At 37.4% G+C, this 16,236-nt stretch carries 14 protein-coding genes; 6 read left to right on the plus strand and 8 right to left on the minus strand.

Annotation, left to right across the window (positions count from 1 at the left end; all coding sequences use genetic code 11):
* Positions 1 to 2: 2 nt before the first annotated feature.
* The 4 genes from pcaDC to pcaH are packed head-to-tail and all read right to left on the minus strand — an operon-like array spanning position 3 to position 3,720.
* On the minus strand, positions 3 to 1,133 hold the full coding sequence (gene pcaDC / locus LV92_RS21975; protein WP_111622143.1) for a bifunctional 3-oxoadipate enol-lactonase/4-carboxymuconolactone decarboxylase PcaDC: 1,131 nt from the start codon (positions 1,131 to 1,133) through the stop codon (positions 3 to 5).
* Between the two features lie 4 nt (positions 1,134 to 1,137).
* Entirely contained in the window at positions 1,138 to 2,448 is a 1,311-nt protein-coding gene (gene pcaB / locus LV92_RS02980; RefSeq protein ID WP_111622144.1) for a 3-carboxy-cis,cis-muconate cycloisomerase, read from the minus strand.
* Positions 2,449 to 2,459: 11 nt separating this feature from the next.
* Positions 2,460 to 2,996: a protocatechuate 3,4-dioxygenase subunit alpha gene (pcaG, locus tag LV92_RS02985; protein WP_111622145.1), complete on the minus strand. Its 537-nt coding sequence runs from the start codon at positions 2,994 to 2,996 to the stop codon at positions 2,460 to 2,462.
* 16 nt (positions 2,997 to 3,012) lie between these two features.
* On the minus strand, positions 3,013 to 3,720 hold the full coding sequence (gene pcaH, locus LV92_RS02990; protein ID WP_111622146.1) for a protocatechuate 3,4-dioxygenase subunit beta: 708 nt from the start codon (positions 3,718 to 3,720) through the stop codon (positions 3,013 to 3,015).
* A 190-nt stretch (positions 3,721 to 3,910) separates the two neighbouring features.
* Between pcaH and LV92_RS02995 the strand changes: the two genes are divergently transcribed.
* On the plus strand, positions 3,911 to 4,780 hold the full coding sequence (locus tag LV92_RS02995) for a helix-turn-helix domain-containing protein (RefSeq protein ID WP_111622147.1): 870 nt from the start codon (positions 3,911 to 3,913) through the stop codon (positions 4,778 to 4,780).
* Between the two features lie 13 nt (positions 4,781 to 4,793).
* Here LV92_RS02995 and LV92_RS21870 read toward each other — a convergent pair whose 3' ends face one another.
* The 4 genes from LV92_RS21870 to LV92_RS03010 all read right to left on the minus strand — a co-directional run bounded on the left by LV92_RS21870 (position 4,794) and on the right by LV92_RS03010 (position 8,150).
* Positions 4,794 to 5,432, minus strand: a complete 639-nt coding sequence (locus LV92_RS21870) for an MFS transporter (RefSeq protein WP_211322917.1) — start codon at positions 5,430 to 5,432, stop codon at positions 4,794 to 4,796.
* Positions 5,389 to 6,009: an MFS transporter gene (locus LV92_RS21875; protein ID WP_211322918.1), complete on the minus strand. Its 621-nt coding sequence runs from the start codon at positions 6,007 to 6,009 to the stop codon at positions 5,389 to 5,391. The genes LV92_RS21870 and LV92_RS21875 overlap by 44 nt, the downstream gene beginning before the upstream one ends.
* Positions 6,010 to 6,114: 105 nt before the next feature.
* The gene (locus tag LV92_RS03005) at positions 6,115 to 7,095 is read right to left on the minus strand and encodes a PDR/VanB family oxidoreductase (RefSeq protein WP_111622148.1); all 981 of its coding nucleotides are present in this window, start codon (positions 7,093 to 7,095) and stop codon (positions 6,115 to 6,117) included.
* A complete protein-coding gene (locus tag LV92_RS03010; protein WP_211322919.1) occupies positions 7,095 to 8,150 on the minus strand; it encodes an aromatic ring-hydroxylating dioxygenase subunit alpha in 1,056 nt (351 codons plus the stop codon). Before LV92_RS03010 ends, LV92_RS03005 begins: the two co-directional genes overlap by 1 nt.
* 182 nt (positions 8,151 to 8,332) lie before the next feature.
* Here LV92_RS03010 and LV92_RS03015 point away from each other — a divergent pair, with 182 nt between their 5' ends.
* The 5 genes from LV92_RS03015 to LV92_RS03035 all read left to right on the plus strand — a co-directional run bounded on the left by LV92_RS03015 (position 8,333) and on the right by LV92_RS03035 (position 16,202).
* Positions 8,333 to 9,094 (plus strand): cyclase family protein, encoded by a 762-nt coding sequence (locus tag LV92_RS03015; protein ID WP_111622149.1) that lies wholly within the window; start codon positions 8,333 to 8,335, stop codon positions 9,092 to 9,094.
* Between the two features lie 22 nt (positions 9,095 to 9,116).
* The gene (locus LV92_RS03020; protein WP_111622150.1) at positions 9,117 to 10,028 is read left to right on the plus strand and encodes a helix-turn-helix domain-containing protein; all 912 of its coding nucleotides are present in this window, start codon (positions 9,117 to 9,119) and stop codon (positions 10,026 to 10,028) included.
* Positions 10,029 to 10,330: 302 nt separating this feature from the next.
* Positions 10,331 to 13,204: a TonB-dependent receptor gene (locus LV92_RS03025; RefSeq protein ID WP_111622151.1), complete on the plus strand. Its 2,874-nt coding sequence runs from the start codon at positions 10,331 to 10,333 to the stop codon at positions 13,202 to 13,204.
* Positions 13,205 to 13,253: 49 nt separating this feature from the next.
* Entirely contained in the window at positions 13,254 to 14,978 is a 1,725-nt protein-coding gene (locus LV92_RS03030) for an arylsulfatase (RefSeq protein WP_245946224.1), read from the plus strand.
* A gap of 12 nt (positions 14,979 to 14,990) precedes the next feature.
* Positions 14,991 to 16,202 carry an MFS transporter gene (locus tag LV92_RS03035; protein WP_111622152.1) on the plus strand — a complete coding sequence of 404 codons (1,212 nt, stop codon included), beginning with the start codon at positions 14,991 to 14,993 and terminating at the stop codon, positions 16,200 to 16,202.
* The last annotated feature ends 34 nt before the right edge of the window (positions 16,203 to 16,236 follow it).

Below are 16,236 nucleotides of genomic sequence, written 5' to 3' on the forward strand. Positions count from 1 at the left end.
GGCTAGTAGTCTATTCCTAAATCAGTAAATACTTCTTCTGCCGAATGCATGGCATCGTTTGCCGCCGGTAAACCACAGTAAATACCTGATTGTAGAATCACTTCTTTGATTTCATCTTTGGTTACACCATTATTAAAGGCTGCTTTTACATGCATTTTAAACTCCGCTTTTTTATTGAGCGGTATTAACATAGCAAGGGTTATAAGGCTTCTGCTGTGTTTGGGCAAACCCGGTCGGGTCCATATTTCTCCCCATGCATAATGCGAAATAAATTCTTGAAAATCGGTGTTGAATTCATTCTTGTTTCCGTTGGCCCTATCTACATGGGCATCACCTAAAACCGTTCTACGCACATGCATACCTCTATCAAAAGTATCTTCGCCGACTATAAAATTGATAAGCGTTTCTGCATAATATGATGGTAATTCGGTGCTTGGCAGATGTCTGGCATGAAATACTTTTATCTCAGCACCTGCTATTTCTTTTTGCATGATTTCGGCTTGGGCCACATTGGTAACAGTATCTTCATCACCTGTAATGATTAAAGTCTCTAGCTGAATTTGTTTAATATCCGCCCTAAAATCAGCATTGCCAATTGCAGAACAACAGGCGGTATATCCTTCTGTTCTGTTCGCCAAGAATATTTTTTTCATTTCCGCTACGCGGGATGGATGAGTTTGGTGATAGCTTTCGGTAAACCATTTTTCCATTGTGGCATCTACGATAGCTTGCATGCCTTGTTCATTGATGGTTTTAATACGGTCGTTCCATCCTTCCACAGTACCAATCTTAGAATCTGTATTACTGATAATGAGTTTGTGCAAACGGTCTGGATGGTTGATGCCCAAGTACTGACCGATCAACCCACCCATGGACAAGCCGCAGAAATACACTTTATCTATTTTCAATTTATCCAAGAGGTCAATTACATCTTGGCCCAATTGTTCTATAGTGTAGGGTCCATCCGTAAGTCTACTTTGTCCATGCCCCCTCGTATCATATTGTAAAACCCTAAAATAAGGTAGTAAATACGGCGCCAATTCATCCCACATGGTTAAATCTGCCCCTAAAGAATTAGAGAACATCAGTACGGGACTGTTGGGTGTTCCCTGTAATTTATAGTTTGTTTTCATATACTTATGAATACTTTTTTAATATGTTTTCTGTCCAAACCACACTATTGCCTATGGCATTTTCGGGTTTGAACAAGTCTTCTATAGATTCTATTTGAGGGTGCATTTCTTGCACTACCTCTTTTAAATGCTTTTGTTGTTGCAATGCCAACGTACACGCCTTTTTTACGGATTCGTGCGCTTGCATTTTTCCTATGGATTTTGACAGATACAGTGACACCTTTTCGGCATAAATGAGTCCGTTCGTAATCTCTATATTCTGGAGCATCCGGTCTTTATCAACCTCTAGATTCGTTATTAAATCGACGGACTTTTCTAAAGAACCGCCAGTTAAATTCATGAGCTGCGTTAAGGTTTCCCATTCTGCATGCCATAGTCCGGCAGAACGTTCATGCTCTTGTGGCATAGCCGATAATATGGTAGATACCAAACCGGGTGTGCGAGTTGCATTGCTCAAAATAAGTGCGCAGCCAACAGGATTGCGTTTATGTGGCATGGTGCTAGAACCGCCTTTGCCTTCTTCGGCACCTTCAAAAACCTCCCCTACTTCTGTTTGCATGAGTAAGGAAATATCTTTTGCTATTTTCCCCAAAGAACCTGACAGAACTCCTAAAATAGAAGCAAATTCTGCTAAGGAATCTCGCTGTGACTGCCATGGAAAAGATGGATACAAGTCTAGATTTTTCGCGAAGGCCATTTGAACCTCGGTTGTAATATTGGCATTACCACTACCTACGGCGCCACCCAACTGAATGCAATACAAACGACTTTTTAGTTCATTAAATCTTGTTCTAGTGCGCGAAATACCTTCTAACCAACCAGCAGTTTTTAATCCTAAAGTTATTGGTTTTGCTTGCTGTAAAAGGGTTCTGCCCATCATTAACGTATGCAAATGCTTTTTTGTCAACGTGAATAAAGCTTTCTCTAAACTATTTAGTTTCTCTTCTAACCAAATTAAATATTCCTTAATAGTCAGTATAGTAGCCGTATCAATAATATCTTGACTCGTAGCCCCAAAATGCACATATTTAGAAGCTTCAAAATCTCTGTTCTTTATTACTTTGGTTAGTTGCTTTACTAAAGGAATTGCCACATTACCACCCAGCACAATATCGTTTTTTAAGGAGATAGGGTCAATGGCATCTATAACACAGCAATCGGATATAATTTTTGCAGCCGTTTCAGGAATGATTCCGACTTCTGCTTGAGCAATCGCCAAAGCTGCTTCTACTTGTAAGAGTTTGGATATGGCAATCCTGTCTGAAAATAATTCAGTTAATTCACGAGCGTAAAAAGTTTGAGAATATAAAGCCATCTATTTTTTAATTAAAGGTCAAAAAAGACTGTTTCTTTCTGGCCTTGCATATGTATATTTATGGTGTAACCAACTTCAGTTTTCTTAGCAATTAAAGTGTTTCTGCGCTCCGATTCTACCAAATTTAAAATTTTATCAGATTGATTTAAATTAGCTTCATCATCAAAATATATACGTGTATAAGTATGAAGTAATTGTCCTCTCATAAATAGAATTACGTTTATAAAAGGAGCTTGACCATCAACGGATTTCGGTTTGATAGTTTTAAAAATAAAACGGTTCTTTTCATCGGTGCCTGTGCCAAATCTACCATACAATTTGTGTTCACCATCATCTTGCCATAATTCAACCAAAGCATCATTAATAGTTTTTCCTTCACCGTCGAATACCGAACCTGAAATTTCTATAGTTTCTGGAGCATCTAAATCTGCCACCATGTTATTATCGACCCAAGATTCGAATTCATAATCATACTGCGTCGGCGTGAGTCCATAAGCAAAAAATGGACCTATTGTCTGAGATGGAGTTTGTAAGTTTCTATTATCCATGGAGTTCAATTTTTATTTATTGATTTTCAAATGGAGTGGCATGGTGACCACGTAAAACAATATCGAAACGAAAGCCCAAAGCAAAATCTGGCTCCGTTAAAGCGAGGTCAAATTTTGAAATTAGCAAATCCCTTCCTTTTAGAGGGATGGATTGCACCATGGGGTCAAATTCAAGTAAAGGGTCACCAGGAAAATACATCTGTGTAATTAACCTACTGGTAATATCGCCTCCGAATAAAGAAAAATGAATATGGTTGGGGCGCCATGCGTTCGGATGATTTCCCCAGGAATATGCTCCGGGTTTTATGGTGTAAAATTTATAGTTTCCTTCAGCATCAGTCATACAGCGGCCCGCCCCGGAAAAGTTAGGGTCCAAAGGTGCATTGTGTTGGTCCGCTTTATGAATATAACGTCCTGAGGAATTTGCTTGCCAGATTTCTAGTAATGTATATGGAATAGGATGCCCCTTTTCATTTGTCACTTTTCCATGCACCACAATTCGTTCCCCAAGGGGCTCTCCATTTTTTACGGCATTTTTAGTAAGGTCACTATCCAATGCACCTAATTCAAAATCTTTAAATACCGGACCGGATAAGGTTAGGTCAGCTTTTTTTGGCATTATTAAGGGCTTGGTTGGTGCCCTAAGAAGAGTCGATTTATAGCCCTCGTATAAATAGTTTGGCTGAATTTCCCTGTCAAAGCCAGTTTGTATGATATCGCTCATAGCTAAAACTTAATAGTTGTGATATCGAAGGTATATATATATCTTAAAAATCTATTGGACAAATTCATTTAATGCTTGCACAAAATAAACATTTATAATGTTGTATATTTGAAATATAATAGTATATATCTGTAAAATAGGTATTTATGTTATTTTCATGTAAAATATATCTTGTTTAAAATATACATTTATGAATGAAATTGTGCGGTATCAAGGCTTATATGGAGACCAGCATTTGTCTTTTGTGAGTGATTTTATTCATATGGAGCCCTTAGAAGAGCGCAGTAAAATTTATTCTTGGGAAATTCAAGAGCACTTTCATACCGATTTGGTTCAGCTTTTTATTATTGAAGCTGGAGGTGGCACTTTGTTTTCTGAAGGAAAGAAAACAGCTTTGGATGCTCCTTGTGTGGTAACTATACCGGCGAATGTATTGCACGGATTTCATTTTGAACCTAACATTACGGGAGATGTTATTACCCTATCCGTTTCTTTTTTTGAAACCATATTGAAAGACCGCCTACAGCTAAAAAAGGAAAGCAAACGTCTGGCTACTTTTCCGTTTGGGGACCGACCGGATATTGTGAAAGAAATACTGTACCTAAAAACAAAAATTCAGCAAGAACTATTGACCGAGGCGCCAGAAAAACTTTTGGCCATTACCACCTATTTTGAGTTGCTGTACCTGCACTTGTACCGAGAGCAGTTTAGAACAACCGCCAATGCCCTGATCTCTAACAACCGAAATTTGGGCTATTACCAGCAGTTTCAAGATTTAATACGCCAAAACGCGAGCAACCTACTTTCTATAAAAGCCTTTGCAAAGGCCATTGGCATTACCCAGACCCACTTGAACCGTGTATGCCAAACCGTTGCCGGAAAATCTGCCCTTAAGGTAGTACAGGACTTTACCTTAAATGAAGCTAAAAAATACCTGTTGAATACCTCTTACTCTATAGCCGAAGTTGCCTATTTTCTCAATTTTAATGACCCGGCTTATTTTAGTCGACTTTTCAAGAAAAGGGTTGGCGTGGCACCTGGGGAATTTAGGAAGGGATAAAAAGAATATTGTTTTATGAAATTTCCTTTGAAGAAATAAAATAAGCAAATAAGCCTGCTAAAAGAGCCAGTATTGCAAATATCATGAAATTAGTGGCCATGGTTAAACCCATACCTACTAATATACCACCAAGTGCTGGTCTCAGAACACCACCTAATCTACCAGCACCAATGGCCCAGCCAACACCAGTTGTTCGAAACTCGGTAGGGTACATTCTTGCTGCCACAGCGTACAAACCAACATAACCACCCTGAACCCCAAAACCTAAGAGTCCGAAAATGAATAATAGTGCATCTGTTCCAATAAAAACCTGAAAAACAGCCATTAAAATAGCCGTTGAAACGAGGAATATGGCTATGGTTTTTTTGAGCCCAATTCTGGATGAAATATATCCTTGGGTGACCACTCCAACAAAAGCACCAATGTTAAATATTGTTCCTGCATAAATAGCCAATTCCATTGACAAACCTGTGTTAGAAGCTAATTTTGGAATCCAACTCACAAGAAAATAAAGGCATCCGAAGGCAAAGAAAAGTGCCGTCCATAATTGTATGGTAGGTAGTTTAAACTCTTTAGTAAGCAATTGTTTAACAGGTATACCCGGGTTTTTAGGAGATTTTTGTGGTAATGCAGCTAATAGCTGCAGTTGCATTTTTTAAAATTTGATTTACTTTTTTCAAAGCACCTTTTGGTTGCTTTTTAAAATAGAACTCAATTGATTCTGATAGAAAAAAGTAAATTAACGGTAGGGTTACTAACGATGCTAATCCTGCCAATTTAAACATGAGTTGCCACCCGTATGTTGGTATGACATAAGCGGCAACATAACCCGCCATCACGGCTCCTACCGGGTAACCGCCAATAACGAGACTTACCCAAAAGTCCTTACTTCCGTTGGGGGTATATTCCGCAGTTAAAGCTGCGGTACTGGCCAACATGCTTCCTATTCCCAGACCACTTATAAAACATAATACGATTAATTGTAGAACGCTCTCCGTATAACCCGTTAAAAACATACTGATACCCATTAAAAAAGCGCTCAGCACAATCATTTTTTTACGCCCTATCGAATCGTCATAAGGAGCCAGCATTAATGCCCCTATTGCCATACCTGCCAAACCAGCACTAAAAACAGCTCCCAATACCTCTGGACTAACTCTCCATGACTTAGCAATAGCTGGCGCGCAATAGGAAATGACCAGCACGTCCATACCATCTAAAATGTTCATTAAAAAGCAGATGAAAATAGTGGCGTACTGTAATATGCTGATGGAACGTTCGTCCAAAAGTTGTTTAATTGGTTGTACCATCCTTGATCTTCCAGGTAATTTGATTTATGTACCCCGATATGCCGTATCAATGACCACATCGCCATTAGCAATACGACTGACACAGGCACACATTTTTTTATTTTCCCCTTTTTCCGCCTCGCTAAAAAAGAAATCTCGGTGGTCAACATCGCCACTGACTTCAAGGATATCTACTTGGCAAAGACCACATTCCCCCTTTTTGCAGTCGTACATGACCGCTATCTGAGCTTCTTCTAAGGCTTTTAGCATGGTCTGATTTTCCTTGACCTTTAGTTCTTTGTTGAATCTTGGAATTTTCACAGTAAAGGCTTGGGGCGCAAAAAGGCCAGAAGCACCAAAGGTTTCATAGCGCAGATTTTGATTAGCAAATGGACTGTTTTCCCATGTCTTACGAATTGCATTCATTAACCCAATGGGTCCACATAGGTATATTTGGGTTTCTGTATTGGAAAGGTCTATAATCTTTGACGTATCAAAAAAGCCATCAACATCACTGAAGTGCACAATTAAATTTTGCCCTAACAGCTTCTTTGACAAGTTGATATAAGGCATTTCTTTTTCGGACCTGCCCAAATACAACATTCGTACATTCTTATCATTTTGCGCCATCAATTCTTCGGCCATCCCAAGAATTGGAGTAATCCCAATTCCCCCTGCAATAAGAAGATAATCTGGGGTATTAAAACTAAGTTCAAAATGATTGGTGGGTTGTGAAATGCGCAACTTGCTTCCTTCTTTTAAACCCCACATATATTTAGATCCTCCTCGGCTTGCAGGTAACCGTTTAACCGCTATGGTATAAGGTGAATTTGGACTGTACCGCCCAACCAAAGAGTAGCTCCTGATTTCTGGTAAATCATTGATCAAAACGGAAATATCCAAATGTGACCCCACTGTAAAGACTTCTGTACTACCTACCGGTGTAATTTGAATTTGCATTACATTATCTGCAACTTTTTTCATTTTACTCACCACGGCATCTTCCCAACTATTTCTATATCGCATTAGTCCTTCTTTTCTTTTGCCACCATATTATCCGTAATTCTTCTTGCCCACATAGCACCGGCATCAATATTCAAATTATAGAATTCACGATCTGGATTTTCATTAATAGCCTTTTGCTGCGCTTCCAAAATATCCTCATCCTGAGAAAAAATATGGGCCACGCCATTTTTAAGTTCGGTGGTATTACTTTGGTCCTTTAAATTATAATTTCTGCTAAATGCCCAGAAATAGAGACAGGTTTGATTGGTAGAAGGGGTTATCGTATTCAATACGTATCCATTAACCCCTTGTGACCGGTTACCTTCTGGAGCACCAGTATTCGCTTTGGCCACTCCAACATCAATATTTACGGTACAGGGGGCTTCAAATTTTATGATTTGCCAGCGATCTACCGTACCATCATGGTCAAATACTTTATTTAATTGGCCTTTCCAAAATGGAGGGGGCTGTATATTTTTCATCCAACGGGTAACAGTCGCCGTATTCTCATCATAGTGTACATCAAAAGGTGCTTCGGCCACATTTCGGTCACCAATAGTCTCAGAATGCACAAAGGTTTCATGGGTAAGGTCCATCAAATTATCTACCACTAATCTGTAATTGCAATGCACTAAAATCATTTGTCCGTCACCTGCCCAATCTGGATCGTCGTTCCAGTGCATATCCGGAATTTTTGTTTCATCGGCCAATGCAGGGTTGCCCATCCAAACCCAAATAAAACGATATTTTTGAATTACGGGATACGAACGAACACACGCAGATGGGTTTATTGTTTCTTGCGATGGCATGTAGGAGCAACGCCCATCACTATTATACTCAAGGCCATGATAGCCGCAAACAACCGTGTCTTCCCTTAAACTACCTTTAGATAAGGGTAAAAGTCTGTGCCAACAGGCATCTTCTAAGGCTACAGGTGTACCATCTTTTTTTCGATATAAAACCAAAGCCTTGTTGCAAATGGTTCTTGGCAATAATTCATTTTTCAGTTCCACATCCCATGCTACCGCGTACCAAGCATTCAAGGGAAAAGATTCGTTCATGGTAAAACTTTGCATAAATTAAATTTTTAACGGGAATATTTTAAACAAAAAAGGTTTAAATTAGAATACAATTTCTTGATATATTTCGTAAATTCAATAAAAAGTATTGATAATGAATGGTATCGGCATAAAAATGACTACATAATGCAGATAATTTTTATGAAATTTACATTTTTTAGCCTAAAGAATTACAGATAATGAAAATTATAGACCTTTCAGTAACTATTTCAGAAAAAATAACAGAACCTTTTCCAACAACCATCATTTATGAAGATCATAAGGAAGGAGCAAAAAAAATGGGAGGAATGCTTTTTGGAGGCGTGGACAGCTCTGTTTTTCCTGATGGAAACGGTCCTGCTGGAGAATTTCTTACGGTAAATACTCATTCTGGAACACATGTAGATGCGCCATATCATTACTTTCCAACTTGTGCAGGAAAACCTTCGAGAACTATCGACGAGATGCCATTAGATTGGTTTTTTAGAGATGGTGTTGTTTTAAATTTCACCGACAAACCTGATGGATATATGTTTGAACCTGAAGATTTAATTGAAAAGTTACAAGACATAAACTACACCTTGAAACCTTATGACATTGTACTTATACGTTGCGACGCAGATAAACGGTTGCATGATCCTGATTATGTAAAAATTCATGTAGGAGCTTCTGCAAAAGCTACACATTGGCTTATTGACCAGGGTGTAAAAGTTATGGGCACCGATGGTTGGGGTTGGGATATTCCACTCCATTTGCAAGCTGCCGATTTTAAAGCGAACCCAAGAGCTGGGGTTATATGGCAAGCACACTATGTGGGTATTGAAAAAGAATACTGTCAAATTGAAAAATTGGCTAACTTAGATAAACTTCCCCCATTTGGCTTTAAAGTTGCCTGTTTTCCGGCAAAGATTGAAAGAGGAAGTGCTGGCTGGACTAGAGCTGTTGCTATTTTAAAATCATAACTCTAATCTTTTTGATGCAATTATGAAAATTGGAAAAGAGAAAAGTATACCCATTTTAAGTTCTTATGAAATTTCTAATTTTCATATGCAGTCTATTGAATGGTTGCCAATAATTTCCAATACAAAGCACCCAGACTTCCATATCAACAGAGTAGATGATATTTCAGACAAAAAAAGCTTTCATGTACTGCCTCACCGAAAAACATACCATGATTTCTTTTTTTTAAAAAAAGGAACCTCTAAAAGAAGTAAAGGTCTAAACAGCTATGTTATTAATGCTCCAGCTATTTTTTTTCTGCCAGCCTATCAAATTACAGAACATGAAATGATTAGTGAAGATGCAGAAGGTTTTTACTGTCATTTTCATGAGAAGATATTTGATCTTTTTCCAAAGATTCTATTGAGTGAACAATATGGTTTCTTTCAATACCAATCAAATCCTGTGCTGCAACTACAACCAAATACTAAGCAGGTTGTTGAAAATATTTTGGAGCGTTTGTTTTTGTTATATAGAAAAGAAGAATACAATAAAAACCTGGTTTCATTATACTTAATGGCAATGTTTGAAGAGCTAAAAGCCGTTTCTGTGCATACTGTTGCAAAAAACAGAAAGTCGAATTATGAAATTACCAAGCGTTATAAACATGCTTTGACTAAGCATATTTATGAATTTCAGAATATTTCTGATTATGCGAATCTTTTAAATGTCACTCCAAATTATCTTAATAAATGTGTTAAAACTGCTATAGATAAAACCGCACAGGATCTTTTAAAAGAAATGTTGATTCTAGAGGCCAAAACCCTTATTCAACATTCTCAGCTTAATATTTCTGAAATTGCCGTAAAGTTATGTGATCAAACACCAAGTAATTTTGCCCGTTTCTTTAAAAAGCAAACAGGACTCTCTCCTAAAGAATACGCGGAAAAAAATTAGACGGATTTAGTTTTCTTCTAGTTTGTATATAAATCGCATATTTAGTTTTGATTCATCACCTACTATAATCAATGTTATTAAGGTATTCTTATTGTAATTAAAAAGCCTATAACTATTTGCTTAACCTGTTTTATTAGCATATAATACTTACTGTGTATTGATTTTGAATAGTATTGTTCTTTTTTTGATTCACAATTATCATTATTATATTGGAAATTTGAGAGCAACATTATTGACATATTAATAATATTTAACTAATAAAATAATTAATATCATTTTTTATTCAACTTAAACTTACTTAAATGAAAAATTACGTTCGACTACTTTTATCTTGTTTCGGATTCTTATTGATTGGTTTTGCCCAAGCTCAAACAGGCGAAATTACTGGTCAGGTACAAGATCAAACTGGAGCTGTACTGCCTGGTGCCTCCATTTTAATAGAAGGCACAAAAAATGGAACTATGACAGATTTTGATGGAAAATTTAGACTTAGCGGTCTTGATTCTGGAGATTACAAAGTCATAATTTCTTATGTAGGTTTTATAAGAAAGAAAATTGCTGTGTCAGTTCCGCAATCACAACCTGTATCTGTTTCGCTAGCAGAAGATGCTACGCAATTAGATGATGTTGTTGTTACCGGTGTTTTTGATGCACGAAGTCGTATGGATGCTTCTGTGGCAATTACAACTATCGGTGCCAAACAATTGGCAAGAGTTGCACCTACTAGTTCAGCAGATTTATTGAAAAATATACCGGGAGTTTTTGTAAACCAAGCACGGGGAGAAATTTGGAACTCGGTTTATTCAAGAGGACTTTCGGCAAACTCAATTGATAATATTAATGGTTATAGATATGTATCCTTACAAGAAGATGGCCTACCTATAACAAATGTGGAATTATTTCCAGATTTATTTTTGAGAGCTGATGCCATGACGGCAAGAGTAGAAGCCGTTAGAGGTGGTACCGCATCTATTCTTGGTGCAAATGCCCCAGGTGGTATTTTCAACTATGTTTCTAAAATCGGAGGTAATGAATTTGCTGGTGAAGTACGTGCCAAGTATGGTCTTGAAGGCAATGGAAAGAACCCATATTACAGGGCTGACTTTAATGTTGGTGGACCAATGAGTAATGGTTGGACTTATAATGTTGGAGGTTTCTTCCGCCAATCGGACGGCGCAAGAGATCGTGGATATCCTGTAAATAAAGGTGGTCAGATAAGAGCTAACTTGGTAAAAAAATATAAAACAGGATTCTTTCAATTGAACTTAAAATATCTAAATGATAAGAATGATAGAATGGCGTTTATACCATCTACCAATTGGCAAGATCCACAAATTGCAGATGGCTTTTCTAAATATGATTCATACGCATTATACGATTTTTCAATAGAAATTCCTTTTAATGAAGAGGGTACAAGAACCATCAATTCTACAGATTTATTACACAACATAGACCGTTCTATTGGTTTTAATTGGAAACAGGATCTAGGCAATGGTTTTTCTTTAAAGAACGATTTTAAATATTCAAGAAAAGATGATGAAAGAAACGCTACAGCAGTGGTTACGCCAATAAGCACTACCAGTTTTCTTTTTTATGCAATACCTGGTTTGTTTGCAGGTCCAAATCCTGCCAGAACAGGAACATATCGTTTTGCAGATCCGAGAACAGGACAGGAATTTGGTACTGTTCATTTAGCGCCAAATGTAGGTCCAAATGCCGTCCCTGGACCTCCAGCAATTCTTACACCAGGGCCTAACAATAATTTTCCTGGATCTAACATTCAACCAAATTCGCTGTTGTTCATGCCATTGTTCTATCAAGATATTGACAGAAATGAAATTGCCAATCAATTGGTGTTTACTAAAAAAACAGAGAAAAGTAGTTTTAATTTAGGTAGTTTTTATAGCCGTTCTAAATTAGATATTACCAACTGGAGCAAAGGTATGGGTCTAAGTGGTGGTTTAATTCAAAACCAACCGGTTCCTGCCCAAATTACTTTAGATGCAGACAATGGTCAAACCTATGACGTTACTAGTCCAGAAGGCTTTATGAATGTTGGATGGACTGGTTCTGATGATGGCGAAACCACACAGGGTATTTTTGCGCTTTTCTTTGGTCATAATTGGAAGATTACAGAAAAACTTACATTGGATTATGGGATGCGATATGAAGATGTAACCTCTAAAGGTTTTAATTCTATTGGTGTTCCAAATCCACGACAAAATGATCCATCTTTTGGTGGGCTTGATGGAAACCCGCTTACTCTTTGGGATAACGGTGGTGGTACCGCAGGTGCCCCTGTTAATTACGATTATAAATTAAATAGTTTTTCTTATACCGCAGGTCTTAACTATAAATTCAGTGACCAGCAAGCAATTTATGCCAGATTTGCTCGCGGTAATAAAGCACCATCAACTTTCTTCTACCTTGATTTAAATGATGATGCATTGGTAGAAAATACACCAGCATTACTGGAAGAAATAACTCAATTTGAAATAGGTTATAAAGTAAATACCGAGAAACTACAATTGGTAGCAACACCTTTTTACAGCAACCTTAATAATGTACCTAATATTCAAACCTTTTCAAATGAAGATGGTACGAGATATTCACCTCCTTTTCAATTTGCCGAGTATACAACTCTTGGTTTTGAGTTAGAAACAACCATTAATTTAACTGATAAATGGATGGTAAGAAGTAATGCGGTAATTCAATATGCTAAAGCCGACAAATACACGACTTGGAATGAAGGTAGAGATGGACCGGCTGACGATACCATTATTGACTACTCGGGCAACGAAGCAGATAACAGTGCAAACGTAATATTCAATATTAACCCAATTTACAACGGTGAAAAATTCTATGCCTCTTTAAACTATAGTTATATGGGAGCAAGACAGGCTAACGTGCCCAATTCATTTCTATTACCAGCATTCGGTAGTGTAGATTTAGCCTTCGGTTATGATTTTTCCAAAAAATTCGGTTTACAATTGAACATTAACAACGTCTTGGATAAATACGGAATTTTAGGATGGCAAGGACCTGGAGGTTTCCCTGCTGCACTAAACAGAGATGGTTTTCCACCAGATTTTATCGCCAACAATCCTAACGCTATATTTTCGACCCAAGGAAGCATGCCAAGAGCTTATTTCTTGACAGCGACCTATAGATTCTAATGTATGTTTTTGTTTATTGAATAAGTGTTTTATGCTAAGGATATAGAATTTGAAATTCAATATCCTTAGTTTCTTTAAAAAAGACAAACCACTATTGGATATTTTACTGACTGTAAATGAAAGTTTTAAATTTAAAAAAAATTGTTTTATGAGAATACTAATTTTAGGAGTTTTTACCCTTTTCTGCTTTAGTTGTAAAGACGCTGCTACAAACAAAAAAGAGGTTACCCAGCCAGAAAAAAAGCCGAACATAGTTTTGATCATGGCAGACGATATGGGCTTTTCAGATTTAGGAAACTATGGATCGGAAATAAACACACCCAGCTTAGACCGTCTTGCGAATGAAGGAACAAGACTATCACGTTTTTACACCAATACCATTTGTGCCCCTTCTCGCACTAGCTTGCTTACAGGGCAATATCCGCACAAAGCAGGTATGGGTTTTTTCAATGAAGATTTTGGGGTAAAAGGTTATGAAGGTTACATTAATAAAGAATCCCTTACCCTGGGCGAGGTATTTAAAGAAGGTGGTTATTCAACATACATGGCCGGTAAATGGCACGTAGGTAATGAAAGACCGCATTGGCCATTACAACGTGGTTTTGATAATTTCTTTGGTTTTTTAGATGGTGGTGCTAGTTATTTTGATACTAAACCATTACTAAAAGGTCCACCTTCAACAGCATTTTTGTATGAAGGCAATGATGTTTATAACATAGAAAAGGAAGATTTTTACCTAACAGATGAACTAACTACAAGAGCTATCGATTTTGTAAAGAACAATCCAGAAGAAAAACCATTTCTACTATATATGGCCTATAATTCTCCGCACTGGCCATTACATGCAAAACCAGAAGATATTGCTAAGTATAAAGGAAAATATGACGCTGGTTGGGATGAGCTACGTAAACTACGTTTTGAAAATATAAAAAAGCTAGGACTTGCTGACGAAGATTGGAATCTCTTTAAAGATAAATTATTACCAGCTTGGGATAGTTTAACTGCAGAAGAAAAAAGCGAATGGACCCTGAAAATGGAAGTTTATGCCGCTATGGTAGACAATTTGGACCAAAATATCGGAAAACTATTGAATTATTTAGGTACAACTGGTCAATTGGACAATACCGTTGTTATTTTCCTATCTGACAATGGCGCTGAAAATATGGATGTTGGCAAAATGCCTTTTACAGTAAAACGAAATGAAGGTCCTGTGGGTACAGCGGGCTCAATGGAATCGTATTCCAAAAAGTGGGCACAGGTGTCTAATAGTCCATTAAGAAGTTATAAATCATCTCCTTATGAAGGAGGTGTAGCAACACCGTTTATCATACGCTATCCAAATCAAAAAGAAGCTGGAAAGGTAATGAAAGGTGGTAGCCATGTGGTAGATATAATGCCCACATTATTGGATATAGCCGGCATTGAATATCCTGAAAGCTATAATGGTGTAACACCTAATCCTCTTGTTGGTGAAAGTTTTTTACCGCTATTGCAAGGCGAAGATTGGAACAGGGAACAACCTATATGTTTCGAGTGGTTTGGTGATCGCGCGGTATGGCTTGGCGATTTAAAAGGTGTTCATCAGTACAACAAAGAGTGGGAATTGTATGACCTTTTTACCGATAGAACCGAATCAAACGATATAGCAGCTTCACAACCTGAAACGATTGCAAAAATGGATGCTATTTACAATGAATGGGCAAAAAATAATGGAGTTATTGCATGGTCTGAGGAAATGGGTAAAAAAACACAGTTTAGAAAATCACCACATTAAATTATTGTAGCAATGAAAAAATACTTTTCTTATGAAAATGGAATAGTTACTCTAATGGCCTTGACCTTTGGAGTACTATTTTTTGACCGGTTAGCACTAAATTATTTAGTACCCTTCGTAGCCAAAGACCTTAATTTAAATAATACTCAAATAGGACTCTTAGCAGGAGTATTGTCTTTGGCTTGGGCTTTTTCAAGTTATTATACTACAGCATGGTCAGAGTCTAAGAATAAAAACAAAATCACCTTTCTAATTGCCATCGTTATTTTTTCAGTCTGTTCATTTGGTTCAGGTATGGCTATTGGTTTTGGTACCTTATTGGTGGCTCGTTTAATTATGGGTTTGGCAGAAGGTCCGGTAATTCCATTGGCGCAAGTCTTTGTGGAACGAGAATCTACACCTAGTAGACTTGGTCTTAATGTAGGTATATTACAAGCCGTTGGTGGGGCATTATTTGGTTCTATTTTAGCACCCGTAATTTTGATTCAAATAGCTGAAAATATGGGTTGGCGCACAGCCTTTTATATTGCAGGTGTTCCTGGTTTGGTATTAGGGCTAATTGCAGCCTTCTACCTTAAAAAATCAACTACAGAAAGTAGGGGCGCTAAAAACGATACTGGTTTTGCACTAAAAGAAATTTGGGCTTACAAGAATATCAAATGGGGAACTGCTTTAGCTTGCTGCGTCTTTGGTTGGTGGTTTGCTACCATACCTTTCATTACCAAATACTTTACTGATGTACAAGGAATGTCTGCTGGTGATATGCAAAAAACCATGGGCCTATTAGGTGTTGCGATGCTTATTTCATCTTTATTTTTTCCAGGTATCTCTGACAAGATTGGAAGAAAAAAAGCACTTTATATCGCTGTTGGTCTGGGTATATTCTATCCTTTTGCAGTATATTTTCTAAATGGGTCTAGTATTCATTTACCAGCAATGTTTTTAAGTTACGCTATGGTAGGTGCAATACCTCTAGTTGCTGCTATAGTGCCTTCTGAAGCCGTTCCTAATCATTTAAAAGCAAAAGCAATTGGTTTTGTAACTGCGGTTGCAGAAATTGTTGGTGGTGTAATTATTCCTGCCGTATCTGGAGCACTTTCAGATATTTTTGATGAATCAGCATTTTTATGGGTTGCTGCAGCATTGGCAGTATTAGCCTTATTTTTCTTATCCAAATTAGAGGAAACCAAGGGAAAAGTGTTTGTTGAGACCGTAAGCAAGTAGATAAATAGTTTATGAAAAATTAGGTGCCTAGGCA

Origin of the sequence: Arenibacter echinorum, assembly GCF_003259375.1 — a bacterium.
GTDB lineage: Bacteria > Bacteroidota > Bacteroidia > Flavobacteriales > Flavobacteriaceae > Arenibacter > Arenibacter echinorum.

Bases quoted from the DNA above. Each gene is read 5' to 3' on its own strand.
- pcaB (WP_111622144.1), bottom strand. From the start codon at position 2,448: ATGGCTTTATATTCTCAAACTTTTTACGCTCGTGAATTAACTGAATTA.
- LV92_RS03035 (WP_111622152.1), top strand. From the start codon at position 14,991: ATGAAAAAATACTTTTCTTATGAAAATGGAATAGTTACTCTAATGGCC.
- LV92_RS03005 (WP_111622148.1), bottom strand. From the start codon at position 7,095: ATGCGATATAGAAATAGTTGGGAAGATGCCGTGGTGAGTAAAATGAAA.
- LV92_RS02995 (WP_111622147.1), top strand. From the start codon at position 3,911: ATGAATGAAATTGTGCGGTATCAAGGCTTATATGGAGACCAGCATTTG.
- pcaG (WP_111622145.1), bottom strand. From the start codon at position 2,996: ATGGATAATAGAAACTTACAAACTCCATCTCAGACAATAGGTCCATTT.
- LV92_RS03010 (WP_211322919.1), bottom strand. From the start codon at position 8,150: ATGCAAAGTTTTACCATGAACGAATCTTTTCCCTTGAATGCTTGGTAC.
- LV92_RS03020 (WP_111622150.1), top strand. From the start codon at position 9,117: ATGAAAATTGGAAAAGAGAAAAGTATACCCATTTTAAGTTCTTATGAA.
- LV92_RS03015 (WP_111622149.1), top strand. From the start codon at position 8,333: ATGAAAATTATAGACCTTTCAGTAACTATTTCAGAAAAAATAACAGAA.
- LV92_RS21870 (WP_211322917.1), bottom strand. From the start codon at position 5,432: ATGCAACTGCAGCTATTAGCTGCATTACCACAAAAATCTCCTAAAAAC.
- pcaDC (WP_111622143.1), bottom strand. From the start codon at position 1,133: ATGAAAACAAACTATAAATTACAGGGAACACCCAACAGTCCCGTACTG.
- LV92_RS03025 (WP_111622151.1), top strand. From the start codon at position 10,331: ATGAAAAATTACGTTCGACTACTTTTATCTTGTTTCGGATTCTTATTG.
- pcaH (WP_111622146.1), bottom strand. From the start codon at position 3,720: ATGAGCGATATCATACAAACTGGCTTTGACAGGGAAATTCAGCCAAAC.
- LV92_RS21875 (WP_211322918.1), bottom strand. From the start codon at position 6,009: ATGAACATTTTAGATGGTATGGACGTGCTGGTCATTTCCTATTGCGCG.